This is a genomic window from Arthrobacter echini (assembly GCF_004803505.1).
Classification (GTDB): domain Bacteria; phylum Actinomycetota; class Actinomycetes; order Actinomycetales; family Micrococcaceae; genus Arthrobacter_D; species Arthrobacter_D echini.
The window spans coordinates 72,302-86,315 of record NZ_SSWH01000003.1; the positions used below are offsets into that span (position 1 = coordinate 72,302).

Below are 14,014 nucleotides of genomic sequence, written 5' to 3' on the forward strand. Positions count from 1 at the left end.
AACGACAGAGGAGACAGAACGAATACACCGTGAATACGGCTAGGCGAGGGTCACGAGGTCCAGGTAGTCCTGGTTCCAGAGGTCCTCGACGCCGTCGGGCAGCATGACCACGCGCTCCGGGTCGAGGGCGTCGACCGCGCCCTCGTCGTGGCTGACCATGACCACGGCGCCGCTGTAGTTCTTCAGGGCACCGAGGATCTCGGCGCGGCTGGCCGGGTCGAGGTTGTTCGTCGGCTCGTCGAGGAGCAGGACGTTCGCCGAGGACGCCACGATTGTCGCGAGCGCCAGGCGGGTCTTCTCCCCGCCCGAGAGCACACCGGCCGGCTTGTCGACGTCGTCGCCCGAGAAGAGGAAGGATCCCAGGATGCCGCGCACCTCGGCGTCCTGCATGTCGGGGGCGGAGGACCTCATGTTCTCCAGGACGCTGCGCTCGGTGTCGAGCGTCTCGTGCTCCTGCGCGTAGTAGCCCACCTTGAGACCGTGACCGGCGATGACCCTTCCCGTGTCCGGCTCGTCCACGCCCGCGAGCATGCGCAGCAGCGTGGTCTTGCCCGCACCGTTGAGTCCGAGGATCACCACCTTGGACCCGCGGTCGATCGCGAGGTCCACATCGGTGAAGATCTCCAGCGATCCGTACGCCTTGCTCAGACCCTCCGCCGTCATGGGGGTCTTGCCGCAGGGCGCCGGTTCGGGGAAGCGCAGCGCCGCCACGCGGTCCGAGGCGCGCACGGCGTCGAGCCCTCCGAGCAGTCGCTCGGCGCGCTTGGCCATGTTCTGTGCCGCGACGGCCTTGGAGGCCTTGGCCCGCATCCTGTTGGCCTGGTCCATCAGGACCTGGGCCTTCTTCTCCGCATTGGCGCGCTCACGCTTGCGGGCGCGCTCGTCCGTCTCGCGCTGCAGCTGGTAGCGCTTCCAGCCCATGTTGTAGATGTCGATCGTGGCCCGGTTCGCATCCAGCTGGAACACCTTGTTGACGGTGGCCTCGAGCAGCTCCACGTCGTGGCTGATCACGATCAGACCGCCCTGGTGGTTCCTCAGGAAGTCCCGCAGCCACGTGATCGAGTCGGCATCGAGGTGGTTGGTCGGTTCGTCGAGGAGCATCGTCTCGGCCCCCGAGAACAGGATGCGGGCAAGCTCCACCCTGCGGCGCTGCCCGCCCGAGAGCGTCCTCAGGGGCTGGTTCAGGATCCGCTCCGGCAGGGCCAGATTCGACGAGATCGCCGCCGCCTCGGCCTCGGCGGCATACCCGCCACCGGCGAGGAACGCGGCCTCGATGCGGTCGTAGCGCGCCATGGCCTTGTTGCGCACCGAGCTCTTCTCGCTCGCCATGTCCTCCTGCGCCTGGCGCAGGTCGCCGACGACGGCGTCGAGGTCGCGGGCCGAGAGGATGCGGTCGCGGGCGAGCTGGTCCATGTCCGGGGTCCGCGGGTCCTGCGGCAGGTAGCCGATCTCCCCGGAGCGGGAGACCATGCCCCCCGCGGGCAGCGCCTCGCCCGCCAGCACTCTCGTGAGCGTCGTCTTGCCGGCACCGTTGCGGCCGACGAGGCCGATCTTGTCCCCCTTGTCGACGCGGAAGGACACCTCGTCCATCAACAGGCGGGCTCCTGCCCGCAACTCGAGGTTCGATACGCTGATCACGATTGGGCCTTTCGCTGAGCCGACGTCGGCATGTGTTGTAGGGAGTCCACAAAAGATCCCCGGGTGAGCGGCGCTAGTGTCGATACAGAAGCAAGAGTGGCCGGGATACATGGAGGCATTCGCTGTCCGACCGGTGAGACCGAAGGCCCAGCCAAGGAGCTCGAGACATGCAGCCAGCCCAGCAGACCGGTACGGGACCCGCCGATATGGGCCGACGTCCGGCCCGCCGGCGGTGGAATGCCACCGATCTCTCACTGGTCGCAGTCTTCGCCGCCCTCATTGCCGCTCTGTCGATCCTACCCGGTATACCTGTGGGTCCGCTCGGGGTCCCCATCACACTGCAGACACTCGGGGTGCTGCTCGCCGGCATCGTCCTGGGACCGGCGCGCGGAACAGCCGCCGTCCTGCTCTATCTCGTGGTCGGCCTGATCGGCCTGCCGGTCTTCAGCGGTTTCAGCGGCGGGTTCGGCGTCCTGGCCGGTCCGACCGCCGGATACCTGCTGGCATTCCCTCTCGCAGCGCTGGTCGCAGGACTCCTCGCCGTCGGCGTCCTGCGCCGTGGGCGACGCTTCCGCACCGCGCTGCTCTTCCTGGCCTGCCTCGCAGCGAGCCTGCTCACCATCCACCCGCTCGGTATCGCCGGGCTCATGGTCAATGCCGGGCTGCCCCTGCGCGAAGCGATCCTGGTGGACGCGGTGTATCTTCCCGGAGATGTGATCAAGGACGTCCTCGCCGCACTCCTGGCGGTCTCGGTGCATCGTGCGTTCCCCCGGCTCCTGGCGGGGACGCGGAGCACGCCGGCCTGAGTGCTCCCGTGATCGAGTTCCGCCGCGCGACGGTCCGCGCAGAGCCCGAGGGCAGAGTACTCCTCCACCCGGTGGAGCTCACCCTGACCGAGCAGCGGGTGGGCGTGATCGGCCCCAACGGATCAGGCAAGTCGACGCTGCTGCGCCTGATCAACGGTCTCCTGCTGCCGAGCAGCGGGTCGGTGGCAGTGCACGGTATGGACACGGCCACCATGGGCCGCAGGGTGCGCCGGAGCGTCGGCTTCGTCTTCACCGACCCGCTCTCACAGCTGGTGATGCCCACCGGTCGGGAGGACGTCGAGCTCTCCCTGCGCACCCGCAGGATCCCGGCGGCCGACCGGAAGCAACTGGCGAGCGACGTGCTGGCACGTTTCGGCCTCGAGCACCTCGCGGATCGGAGCAGCTACGATCTCTCCGGTGGCGAGCGCCAGCTCCTGGCCCTGGCGGTGGTCCTCGCGGTGGAACCGCGCATCCTCGTCGCCGACGAGCCGACCACGCTCCTGGACCTGCGCAACGATGCGCGTGTGCGCTCACTCGTCGCGGGCCTGGACCAGCAGGTCGTGTTCACCACCCACAATCTCGATTTCGCGCTCGAGGCCGACCGGACCCTCGTGATCGACGACGGCAGGATCGTCTTCGACGGTCCGCCCCCCGACGCCGTCGCCCACTATCGCCACCTCGTCGGTAGCGCTGCCCCGGGAGGAGCATGAGAGGCTACGGGGCCACTCTCGGGCTGTACGAACCGGGGAAAGGCTTCCTGTACCGACTCCCGACCGCGGTGAAGGCTGCGGCCTCGCTCGGCTGCGCCGTCGCCGTCATCGCGTGGCGTTCGCCGTCGACCACCGCCGTCGCGCTCGTGCTGACCGTGGGGTGCCTGCTGGTGGGTGCACGGCTCTCCCCCGCCCGCCTCCTTCGCATGCTCCTGCCCGCCGCTCCCGTCCTCGGGATCCTCGCCCTCTACCAGTCCCTGGCGCAGGGGTGGCTCCGGGCGTTCGTCGTGGTCGGCGGCATCACCGCGTGCCTGCTCGCCGCGCGGGCCCTGACCCTGACCACCACGACCCAGGATCTCCTCGACGGTGTCGTGCGGCTGGTCCGTCCGTTCCGGAGCATCGGCGCCGATCCGGAGAGATTCGCGCTCGCGGTGTCGATCATGCTCCGGAGCATCCCGTATCTGGCGGGGATGGTCGTCGATGTCCGTCAGGCCGCGCGGGCTCGCGGGCTCGAGCGGGATCCCCGGGTGGTCGTGACCCCCCTGGTCCTCGGCGCCGTCGCCTACGCGCACCGGACGGGCGAGGCCCTGGCCGCCAGGGGCCTCGGGGACGAGGACGACGAGGACGACGACGGACCCTGAGCTCACATGGAAGCAGGCACCCCGACTGCTTCCGGGATGCCTGCACTCAGCCCTGCGTCTCTACGACCCCAAGGCTCTGGGCTGCGAACCGGTCAGATGTTGAACCCGAGGGCGCGCATCTGGTCGCGACCGTCCTCGGTGATCTTCTCCGGGCCCCACGGCGGCATCCACACCCAGTTGAGCCGCCACTCGTCGACCACGCCGTCCAGGACCTGGCCCACCTGCTCCTCGAGCACGTCCGTCAGTGGGCAGGCGGCCGTCGTGAGGGTCATGTCGATCAGCAGGGCGCCGTCGTCGGAGTAGGTCAGTCCGTACAGGAGTCCGAGGTCGACGACGTTCACCCCCAGCTCCGGGTCGATCACGTCCCGCAGCGCCTCCTCGACGTCGTCCAGCGCCGTCGGTGCCTGTTGCACATCACTCATCGAAGTTCTCCTCTCGGGCGGTCCGGCTCGGGACCGGACATCGTTGTGGTCTAGGCCTCGACCGCGGTGAATCGATCGTAGCCCTCTTCCTCGAGGCGGTCGGCGAGTTCCGGACCGCCCTGCTCCGCGATACGTCCGGCGATGAACACGTGGACGAAGTCCGGCTTGATGTAGCGCAGGATCCGCGTGTAGTGGGTGATGAGCAGCGTACCCATCCCGCCCTTGGCGTGCTCGCGGTTGACGCCCTCCGAGACGATCTTCAGCGCGTCGACGTCGAGTCCCGAATCGGTCTCGTCGAGGATGGCGAACCGGGGGTGGAAGAGCTCGAGCTGCAGGATCTCCACGCGCTTCTTCTCGCCGCCGGAGAATCCCTCGTTGACATTGCGCTGGGCGAAGTCGGCGTCGATGCGCAGATCGCCCATGGCCTTCTTGACGTCCCTGGTCCAGTGCCTCAGGCTCGGGGCTTCGCCGTCGAGCGCCGTCTTCGCGGTGCGCAGGAAGTTAGTCATCGTCACGCCGGGAACCTCGACCGGGTACTGCATGGCGAGGAAGAGCCCGGCACGCGCGCGCTCGTCGACGCTCATCGACAGCACGTCCTCCCCGTCCAGGAGGATCGACCCGCCGTCCACCCTGTAGCGCGGGTGCCCGGCGATCGTCGCGGCCAGGGTGGACTTCCCCGAACCGTTCGGGCCCATGATCGCGTGGGTCTCACCGGTGTTGATCGTCAGCGTGACTCCCCGCAGGATGGGAACGTTCCCCTGGTCGGTGTCGATGCTGACGTGCAGATCCTTGATTTCAAGCGTGGACATGATGTCCTCTCTCCTTCCCCTGCCTCGCAGGGGGTACAGGAAGTCGTGGGCAGGAAGTGGTCGGCGCCCACCTCACCCCAGCTGGGGTGCAGGCGCTCCGTTGGTGACGGTGGTGACGTCCACGTAGACGTCGTTGTCGTGGATCTCGAGTGCGAAGACGGGCACGGGCTCGTACGCGGGGAGCTGGAGCGGGGCACCGCTGCGCAGGTCGAACTGGGACCCGTGCCCCCAGCACTCGATGGCACAGCCTTCCACCTCGCCCTCGGACAGCGAGATGTCGGCGTGGGAGCAGGTGTCCCCCAGCGCGTGGATCCCGCCGTCGGAGTCCCGTACGACGACGACCGGGTAGTCGTCGATCAGCACACGTAGCGCCTGCTTGACCTGGATGTCGTCGACGCTGCAGATCAACTCGCCGCGTGGTGTCCCGGCCATCACAGGTTGCCTGCCGCGAGTTCACGTTCGAGGGACTCCGAGAGCCGTTCCTCGAGCGCGGGAACCCTGATCTGCTGGATGACCTCCGTGAGGAAGCCACGCACCACCAGGCGCCTGGCAGCCTTCTCCGGGATGCCGCGGGCCATCAGGTAGAACAGGTGTTCGTCGTCGAACCGGCCGGTGGCGCTGGCGTGGCCCGCGCCCTCGATGAGTCCGGTCTCGATCTCGAGGTTGGGCACGGAGTCCGAGCGGGCGCCGTCGGTGAGGAGCAGGTTGCGGTTCGTCTCGTAGGTGTCCGTGCCCTCGGCCGCCTTGCGGATCAGCACGTCGCCCACCCACACGGTGTGTGCGTCCTGACCCTGCAGGGCACCCTTGTAGGTGACACGGGACGTGCAGTTCGGGGTGGCGTGATCGACCAGGAGGCGCTGCTCCAGGTGCTGGCCGGCGTCGGCGAAGTACAGCCCGTACATCTCCACCTCGGCGCCGGGAGCGGAGAAGACGGACGACGGCGTCAGGCGCACCAGGTCGCCGCCGAGGCTGACGACCACGTGCTTGTAGCGTGCGTCCCGTCCGATCCTCGCCTGCTGCGAGGAGACGTGGACGGCGTCGTCGTCCCACTCCTGGACACTGACGACCGTCAGCTCCGCGCCGTCCTCGACCACGATCTCGACGTTCTGGGCCAGGGCCACCGATCCCACGTGATCGAGCACCACGACGGCCTTCGAGAACTGCTCCGCCCGGATCAGGACGTACTGCGCGGCGGGATCCGCGCTGCTCCCGGTGATCCTGACCATGACCTCGCCGTCCGCGCTGGTCTCCCGCGGGACGGTGATGACCGTCGCCTCGGTGAACGCGTTCCAGGCGGCCGCGGAGACACGGTCCTCGGGAGTGGCGGCCGTGCCGAGACGCGAGTCGTCGCGACCCACGGTCTCGACCCTGACATTGGTCGCGCCGGTGACCTCGACCGCGGGAGCCCGACCCGTGAGGTCATCGGTGTGGAGACCGCGCAGGCGCTTCAGCGGAGTGAACCGCCAGTCCTCCTCCTGCCCCGTGAGCGGCGGGAAGTCCGCCAGGTCGAAGGACCGGCGTCGCTCCCCCCTCGATGCCTCGGGGATCACGGGCGCATTGCCGTGACTGTGCTTCTTGAGTCCGAGCTGTTCCGTGCCGTCGTCTCCGCCGGGAAGGCGTTCGCCCTCCTCGGTGAAACCATCGATGGCGGCCCGCCCGATGGTCGCGGAGCCGAGGCGTGCCTTCTCGTCGAGGGCACTGGCCCCGCCGTCGAGCGGGGTGTCCGGTGTGATGTCCGTCTGTGTCGTCTCAGCCATTCCTAGCCCACGGCCCCTTCCATCTGCAGCTCGATCAGGCGGTTCAGTTCGAGCGCGTACTCCATCGGCAGTTCGCGCGCGATCGGCTCGATGAAGCCGCGCACGATCATCGCCATCGCCTCGTCCTCGGGCATGCCGCGGGACATGAGGTAGAACAGCTGTTCCTCGCTCACCCGCGAGACGGTGGCCTCGTGCCCCATCGTGACGTCGTCCTCGCGGATATCGACGTACGGGTAGGTGTCCGAGCGGGAGATCGTGTCCACCAGGAGCGCATCGCAGCGCACGGTGTTCGCGGAGTGGGTGGCGCCGTCGCGCACCTGGACCAGGCCGCGGTAGGCGGCACGACCACCGCCGCGGGCCACGGACTTCGAGATGATCGAGGACTTCGTGTTGGGCGCGATGTGCACCATCTTCGACCCGGTGTCCTGGTGCTGGCCCTCGCCCGCGAAGGCGATGGAGAGCGTCTCGCCCTTGGCGTGCTCCCCGACCAGGTAGACCGCCGGGTACTTCATGGTGACCTTCGAGCCGATGTTGCCGTCGACCCACTCCATGGTGGCGCCCTCGTGCGCCACGGCGCGCTTGGTGACGAGGTTGTACACGTTGTTCGACCAGTTCTGGATGGTGGTGTAGCGCACTCGCGCACCCTTCTTCACCACGATCTCCACGACGGCGGAGTGCAGGGAGTCGGAGGTGTAGATCGGCGCCGTGCACCCCTCGATGTAGTGCACGTAGGAATCCTCGTCCGCGATGATGAGCGTCCGCTCGAACTGACCCATGTTCTCGGTGTTGATGCGGAAGTAGGCCTGCAGCGGGATCTCGACGTGGACGCCCTTGGGGACGTAGACGAACGATCCACCCGACCACACGGCCGTGTTCAGCGAGGCGAACTTGTTGTCACCGACCGGGATGATGGTGCCGAAGTACTCCTTGAAGATCTCCGGATGCTCGCGCAGCGCCGTGTCCGTGTCGAGGAAGATCACGCCCTGGCGCTCGAGGTCCTCCCGCAGCTGGTGGTACACCACCTCGGACTCGTACTGCGCGGCGACACCCGACACCAGCCGGGCGCGCTCCGCCTCGGGGATGCCGAGCTTCTCGTACGTGTTCCGGATGTCCTCGGGGAGGTCCTCCCAGGTGTTGGCCTGCTTCTCCGTGGAGCGCACGAAGTACTTGATGTTGTCGAAGTCGATGCCGGAGAGGTCCGCACCCCAGGCCGGCATGGGCTTGCGGTCGAAGTACTTCAGTCCCTTGAGGCGGAGATCGAGCATCCACTCGGGTTCGTTCTTCTTCGCGGAGATGTCGCGGACGACTTCCTCGCTCAGTCCGCGGCGCGCGTTGTCGCTGGCCTCGTTCTTGTCGGCCCAGCCGTACTGGTAGGTACCGATGCCCTCGAGCTCCGGGTTCCGCTCGAGGATGTCACTGATCGTCGACTCCGGTACGTCCGACGCCATGGGCTTACGGTCTACTTGGTCCGTCATGACGGCCTTCCTTGCTGATGGTTGGATAACGCTGCTGGATCGCTCACCTGTGCGTCCTCGGGGGCAACCGGGGTCGCACTGGACCGTCCCAGGGGAATATGGGTGGTGCAGACGTGGCCACCCCGGGCGAGGGTGGAGAGCCGACGCACATCGACTCCGAGCAGGCGGGCGAAGACACTCGTCTCCTGCTCGCAGAAGGCCGGGAACTCCGCTGCCAGCGACTGGATGGGGCAGTGTCCCTGGCAGAGCTGCAGGCTCGCCATGGCCGAAGCCGTGCCGGTGCGCACACCCGGTGACCCGACCTCCCTCGTCGAGCCGACGAAACCGTCGGCGGTCAGGGCCTGCGCGAGCGCATCCGCCCGGGACTCGAGCTCCGGACCGGCGGCGTCCACGACAGGACCGTACCGCTCCTCCATCCGGGAGAACCGGGCGCGCGCGAAGTCGTCGATGGCCTCGGGACCGGCTGCCTGGCCGAGGCTCGCCAGCGCTGTGCGGGCGATCTCCAGGTAGTCCTCGCCCATTGCACTCTGCCCCCGCCGGCTGAGCACGTAGCGCCGGGCCGGCCGGCCGGCACCACTTGCGGGACTACGGAGGCGCTTGATCTCGATCAGTCCGTCGCCGGACAGGGCGTCCAGGTGGCGTCGCACGGCTGCGGGGGTGAACCCGAGGCTCTCGCCGAGTTCCGCGGCGCTGACGGGGCCGCGTTCCAGGACTGCCGACAGTACCCTGTCCCTGGTGCGCTCATCGAGATGCGTGTGCGACCCGGGGGCGGTTCCGGTGGCAGTCGAGCCGATCGACGACGATGCCTTCACGGGCGATGCACTCGATGCACTCATGGCCGGGCCCTCCTTTCGCAGACACAATAGACAACACGATCATGACGTAATCTATTCCGCTCCACCACTTAGGCGAGGCTATCCATCGCACCCCTGAGTCACTACTACGTGACGTAGAATAATCCGGTGCCGACTTCTGCCCCTGCCCTGGTGATCGAGGGCCTGATCAAGGACTTCGGTCCGATCGGTTCACTCGACGGGCGCATGATGCGCGTTCTCGACGGTGTCAGCCTCTCCGCGGAACACGGGGCCGTCACCGTCCTCCTCGGAGCGAACGGAGCGGGTAAGACGACGACCCTGGAATGCGCGCAGGGACTCCAGCGTGCCGATGCCGGTACGGTCCGCCTCCTGGGCGAGGACCCCTACCGCGCCACGCCCCGGCTGCGGGCCCGCGTCGGGGTGATGCTGCAGGAGGGCGGGCTTCCCCCGTCCGTGAGGCCCCTGGCCCTCCTGCGACACGTCGCGTCCATGTACCGCTCTCCCCTGCCCGTCGATCTGCTCGCGGAGCGACTCGGCATCGACGAGTTCGGCGCCGTCTCCATCCGCCGGCTCTCGGGAGGACAGCGGCAGCGCCTGGCGCTCGCGTGTGCCCTCGTGGGTCGGCCGGACGTGGTGTTCCTCGACGAGCCCAGCGCAGGGCTCGACCCGCAGTCCCGGACGATCGTCTTCGACCTCGTCAACGAGCTCCGTGCGGACGGTCTCGCCGTCGTACTCACCACACATCTGCTCGACGACGCACAACGGCTCGCCGACTACGTCTATATCGTCGACGGCGGGCGTACCGTGGCCGAGGGCACCGTCGCGGAACTGACCGCCGACACGGATACCGCGGGCCCGCGCGAACTGAGCTTCGAGACGATCCCGGGACTGGCACTCCCCGACGATCTCCTCCCCCATCTGCAGCAGAGCGAACCGGAGCCCGGCAGATACGTCCTGAGGGGCTCGCTGACGGCTCGCGACGTCGAGCTCCTCGCTCGCTGGTGGGCGGGCCGCGGAGTGATGCCCAGCGCCATCTCCATGGCCCCTCGCTCGCTCGAGGACGTCTTCCTCGACATCTCCGGAAGGAGTCTCCGATGAGCCCGGACAAGATGGGGGATCTCGCCTCAGCGCCCCGCGGGACCGCGCATCCGGCCTCGGAGACCCCGGGCGGGCAGCGCGGCTCCGCTGCTGCTCTGGGTACGCGCATCCTGCGGCACGGGGCCTACGAAATGCTGGGAATGCTGCGCAACGGTGAGCAGCTCGTGCTGGCGATCGTCCTGCCGCTGCTGGCTCTGGTGGCGCTGGTCGTCACCCCTGTCCTCGACGCCTACGGCCCCGGTCGCATCGACGTCGCAGCCCCGGGCGTCCTGGCCCTGTGCACCATGTCCACCGCCTTCACCGGCCAGGGCATCGCCACGGGTTTCGACCGTCGCTACGGCGTACTGCGTTTCCTGTCCACGACGCCGCTCGGACGGTCCGGGCTGATCCTGGGCAAGGCCGTCGCCGTCGCGGGTGTCCTGACCGTGCAGCTGCTCGTGGTCGGCGGTGCCGCCGTCCTGCTGGGGTGGTCACCCGATCCCGGCGGTATCGTCGCCGCGGCGATTCTCCTGCTGCTCGGTTCCGCCGCGTTCACCGCTCTCGGGCTCCTCGTCGCCGGCACCCTCCGGCCCGAGGCGACGCTGGCCGTCACCAATCTTCTCTGGATCCTCCTCGCCGCGGCCGGCGGCGTGATCATTCCCGCGCAGAGTCTGCCCGAAGCCGTGCAGACCTTCGTCTCGGCGCTGCCGTCGGCGGCTCTCGGGGACGGCCTGCGCAGCGCCCTCATCGAGGGTGCATTCGACCCCCTCGCGTGCCTCGTGCTTCTGGGCTGGGCCGCGCTCGCCAGCCTGGCGGCCATCCGCTGGTTCAAATGGAGCTGATGACATGATCCTTCCCCCGCTCTCCCGCCTCAGGGGAGCCCTGCCCACCACCACCACGCCGGTGGTACGCCGGCTCGCCGTCGCCTCGCTCGTCGCGCAGATCGGCATCGTCGTGACCGGCGGGGCCGTGCGCCTCACCGCGTCGGGTCTCGGCTGCCCGGAATGGCCCCGCTGCACACCGGACAGCATCATCACGACCCCCGAGATGGGCCTCAACGGTGTGATCGAGTTCGGGAACCGGCTCCTGACCTTCGTGCTCGTGATCATCGCCGTGGCGATGATCGTCGCCGTCCTCGAGATGCGCAGGGAGCGCAGGGACCTGTTCCGGCTCTCGATCGCGATCTTCCTCGGCATCCCCGTCCAGGCCGTGATCGGGGGCATCAGCGTCTGGCAGGACCTGAACCCGTGGATCGTGGGCCTGCACTTCGTCGCCTCCATGGTGCTGGTGAGCCTGGCGACCGTGCTCGTCAACCGGGCACGTCTCACCACGGAGCAGTACCTCGTCCGCAGGCCACCGGCCGCCACCCCGCTCCTGCGGCAGTTGCTCGTCACCGCGACGGTCCTGACGTCCGTCGCGGTGCTCCTGGGCGTGATCGTCACCGGTTCCGGCCCGCACGCAGGTGATCAGGGTGCTGCCCGCAACGGGCTGGACCCCGATCTGATCACGCGCCTGCACGCCCTGCCGGTCTATCTGCTCGTCGCCACGGTGGCACTCGCCGTCGTCGTCGCGTATCGCGCCGGTGTCCATGCGAAGCTCCGGCGAGCCGTGGTCCTTCTCGCGATCATCGTGCTGGCCCAGGGCGCCATCGGCTACCTGCAGCACTTCCTGCACCTTCCCGTGGCTCTCGTGGCCCTGCACATGCTCGGAGCCTCCGTGCTCGTCGCGGCGGCGGTGCACGCGCAGTACACGGGTACGACGCGCAGGACCCTGCCCGGCAGTACCACACCGGTTCGGACGGGTACGCCGCAGCCTGTCGCCTGAGCACCCGTAGCACGAGCACCCAGCGCGTCAGTCGGCGTCGAACTCCGCCTCGAGACGATCGAGGAGGCGGCCCAGTTCGCGCAGCTCCGACCCCGGGCTCGGCAGCAGCGGCGCCCGCGGATCGCCCGCCACGATCCCGCAGGCACGTGCCAGCAGATGCAGCCCGCTGATCTTCCGCAGCCCTGCGACATGCTCCACCAGGGGAGCGAGGACCTGCCGGATCCGCTCGATCTCCTGCTGGTCACCGTTGACCACCGCCGACCGGAACCGTGCGTAGTACGCGGGCAGGAGTGCCGCCGGGCCGCTGTGCCAGGCGTCTGCTGCCACCTCACCCGTCATCATCAGCAGATCCCCACTGGCCCCGTGGCTGAAGGGGGCGCGGACGAGTCCGGCCAGCTCCGCGTGGCGCGCGTTGAACGTCGCTGCGTCGGCGGCGGTGTCCTTGAAGGCGACGACCCGATCGAGTTCCGCGAGATCGGCGACCACCGCCGGCGAGTAGTCGAACTGCGTGGTGCCCGGATTGTTGTAGAGACACACGGGCAGATCGGTCGCCGAGCACACCTGGCGTACCTGGTTGATCACTTCCTCGTCGGTGAGCGGCACGTACGAGACCGGAGACAGGACCAGACCGGCCGCTCCCGCCGCCTGTGCGTCCGTTGCGGCCTCCAGGACCTCGCGGGTTCCCACCGAACTGATGCCCACCGCAACCGGTGTACGTCCGGCCGCGGCCTCGATCGCGGTCCGGGCCACGCGTGCCCGCTCGGAGGGTTCCAGATACGCGAAACTCCCGGAAGACCCCAGGACGGTGACGGCGTCCACCCCGGAGGAGGCCAGACCGTCCACAAGACGACCGAGGTCCGCGTGGGACACCTCGCCGTCGGGACGGAAGGTGGTGACGGGGTAGGCGATCAGTCCGGTGAAGTCCATGACTGTCAGCCTAGGTGTTCCGTCCTCGCGACCCGGACCGGTCAGGACAGGACGAACCCGACCCGGGCCCGCCCCGCGGCCGACACCCGGCTCAGGCCAGCACGGCGGAGCCGACGAACGGATCGACGGCCAGTGCCAGGAAGAGCACGGTCAGGTAGCTGATGGAGCCGTGGAAGACCTTCATGGCGGCCTTGGTGCTGAGCTCGCCGGTGCGCGCGAGCGAGTAGAGGCGATGGGACTCGCGGATGAACCAGGCGCCTCCGACGAGAGCTGCGACCGAATAGACCCAGCCCGCGCCGGCCGGGATGAGGAGCAGCGAGCAGGCCACCATGGCCCAGGCGTACAGCACCACCTGGACGGACACCACGCGGGCGCCGGCGATCGCCCCGAGCATCGGGACACTGGCGGCGACGTAGTCGTCGCTGTACTTCATGGACAGCGGCCAGTAGTGCGGCGGGGTCCACAGGAAGATGATGAGGAAGAGAACGATCGCGGGCCACTCGATCGAGTTGGTCACCGCAGCCCAGGCGATCAGGACCGGCATGCACCCGGCTGCACCGCCCCAGACGATGTTCTGCGACGTGCGGCGCTTGAGGACGAGCGTGTACACGACGACATAGAGGAAGATCGCGGCCACACCGAGCATGCCGGCGAGCGGATTGGCACCGAACCACAGGATGGCGATCGCCGCTGCCCCGAGGACCCAGGAGAAGATCAGCGCCTCGCGCGGCGTGAGCTCACCGGTGACGAGCGGGCGTCCCTCGGTGCGGTGCATCACCCTGTCGATGTCGCGATCGAAGTAGCAGTTGAAGGCACCGGCGCTTCCCGCTGCGAAGGCGCCGCCGACCATGGTCGCCAGGATCAGGCCCGGTGGCGGAAAGCCACCTGCTGCGAAGATCATGGTCGGCAGGGTCGTCACCAGGAGCAGCTCGATCACTCGTGGCTTCGTGAGCGCGAAGTAGGCCTTCGCCTTACGGCCGAGGCTCGGACGGGTCTGCCGGGAACGCACCGGAGCAGGAAGCTGCTGGGTCTTCACGAGGCAACACTTTCGATTCTTCCGGGGTAAAAGACTCGTCCAGCATACCCTTTTACCGTCTGTAGAAATCGGTACCG

The 14,014-nt window shown here is 68.4% G+C and carries 15 protein-coding genes; 6 read left to right on the forward strand and 9 right to left on the reverse strand.

Annotation, left to right across the window (positions count from 1 at the left end; translation table 11 throughout):
* Positions 1–39: 39 nt before the first annotated feature.
* Positions 40–1,638 carry an ABC-F family ATP-binding cassette domain-containing protein gene (locus tag E8P82_RS04430; protein ID WP_136453296.1) on the reverse strand — a complete coding sequence of 533 codons (1,599 nt, stop codon included), beginning with the start codon at positions 1,636–1,638 and terminating at the stop codon, positions 40–42.
* Between the two features lie 167 nt (positions 1,639–1,805).
* Between E8P82_RS04430 and E8P82_RS04435 the strand changes: the two genes are divergently transcribed.
* From E8P82_RS04435 to E8P82_RS04445, 3 genes are read left to right on the forward strand one after another with little or no spacing between them, the layout of a single operon-like run.
* Positions 1,806–2,444, forward strand: a complete 639-nt coding sequence (locus E8P82_RS04435; protein ID WP_136453297.1) for a biotin transporter BioY — start codon at positions 1,806–1,808, stop codon at positions 2,442–2,444.
* 8 nt (positions 2,445–2,452) lie between these two features.
* A complete protein-coding gene (locus E8P82_RS04440) occupies positions 2,453–3,154 on the forward strand; it encodes an energy-coupling factor ABC transporter ATP-binding protein (RefSeq protein WP_246020945.1) in 702 nt (233 codons plus the stop codon).
* Entirely contained in the window at positions 3,151–3,795 is a 645-nt protein-coding gene (locus tag E8P82_RS04445; RefSeq protein WP_136453298.1) for an energy-coupling factor transporter transmembrane component T family protein, read from the forward strand. The genes E8P82_RS04440 and E8P82_RS04445 overlap by 4 nt, the downstream gene beginning before the upstream one ends.
* Before the next feature lie 92 nt (positions 3,796–3,887).
* Here E8P82_RS04445 and E8P82_RS04450 read toward each other — a convergent pair whose 3' ends face one another.
* The 6 genes from E8P82_RS04450 to E8P82_RS04475 form a co-directional block, all read right to left on the reverse strand.
* Positions 3,888–4,217, reverse strand: coding sequence for a metal-sulfur cluster assembly factor (locus tag E8P82_RS04450; protein WP_136453299.1), 330 nt, complete (start codon positions 4,215–4,217; stop codon positions 3,888–3,890).
* A gap of 50 nt (positions 4,218–4,267) precedes the next feature.
* Positions 4,268–5,026, reverse strand: coding sequence for a Fe-S cluster assembly ATPase SufC (gene sufC / locus E8P82_RS04455; RefSeq protein WP_136453300.1), 759 nt, complete (start codon positions 5,024–5,026; stop codon positions 4,268–4,270).
* A gap of 72 nt (positions 5,027–5,098) precedes the next feature.
* Positions 5,099–5,458, reverse strand: a complete 360-nt coding sequence (locus tag E8P82_RS04460) for a non-heme iron oxygenase ferredoxin subunit (RefSeq protein ID WP_136453301.1) — start codon at positions 5,456–5,458, stop codon at positions 5,099–5,101.
* Positions 5,458–6,783, reverse strand: coding sequence for a Fe-S cluster assembly protein SufD (gene sufD, locus E8P82_RS04465; RefSeq protein WP_136453302.1), 1,326 nt, complete (start codon positions 6,781–6,783; stop codon positions 5,458–5,460). The genes E8P82_RS04460 and sufD overlap by 1 nt, the downstream gene beginning before the upstream one ends.
* Positions 6,784–6,785: 2 nt before the next feature.
* The gene (gene sufB, locus E8P82_RS04470) at positions 6,786–8,258 is read right to left on the reverse strand and encodes a Fe-S cluster assembly protein SufB (RefSeq protein ID WP_136453303.1); all 1,473 of its coding nucleotides are present in this window, start codon (positions 8,256–8,258) and stop codon (positions 6,786–6,788) included.
* Complete coding sequence (locus tag E8P82_RS04475) at positions 8,255–9,094, reverse strand: helix-turn-helix transcriptional regulator (RefSeq protein ID WP_136453304.1); 840 nt, start codon at positions 9,092–9,094, stop codon at positions 8,255–8,257. The genes sufB and E8P82_RS04475 overlap by 4 nt, the downstream gene beginning before the upstream one ends.
* A gap of 126 nt (positions 9,095–9,220) precedes the next feature.
* On the opposite strand from E8P82_RS04475, the gene E8P82_RS04480 reads away from it, so the two are divergent.
* The 3 genes from E8P82_RS04480 to E8P82_RS04490 are packed head-to-tail and all read left to right on the forward strand — an operon-like array spanning position 9,221 to position 11,974.
* Positions 9,221–10,171, forward strand: coding sequence for an ABC transporter ATP-binding protein (locus E8P82_RS04480; protein ID WP_246020946.1), 951 nt, complete (start codon positions 9,221–9,223; stop codon positions 10,169–10,171).
* Positions 10,168–10,992 (forward strand): ABC transporter permease, encoded by an 825-nt coding sequence (locus tag E8P82_RS04485; protein WP_136453305.1) that lies wholly within the window; start codon positions 10,168–10,170, stop codon positions 10,990–10,992. Before E8P82_RS04480 ends, E8P82_RS04485 begins: the two co-directional genes overlap by 4 nt.
* 4 nt (positions 10,993–10,996) lie before the next feature.
* Positions 10,997–11,974 carry a COX15/CtaA family protein gene (locus E8P82_RS04490; protein WP_136453306.1) on the forward strand — a complete coding sequence of 326 codons (978 nt, stop codon included), beginning with the start codon at positions 10,997–10,999 and terminating at the stop codon, positions 11,972–11,974.
* Between the two features lie 27 nt (positions 11,975–12,001).
* Here the strand turns inward: E8P82_RS04490 and E8P82_RS04495 are convergent, their stop codons facing one another.
* A complete protein-coding gene (locus E8P82_RS04495; RefSeq protein WP_136453307.1) occupies positions 12,002–12,901 on the reverse strand; it encodes a dihydrodipicolinate synthase family protein in 900 nt (299 codons plus the stop codon).
* 91 nt (positions 12,902–12,992) lie between these two features.
* Complete coding sequence (locus E8P82_RS04500; RefSeq protein WP_136453308.1) at positions 12,993–13,937, reverse strand: heme o synthase; 945 nt, start codon at positions 13,935–13,937, stop codon at positions 12,993–12,995.
* Positions 13,938–14,014: the final 77 nt, after the last annotated feature.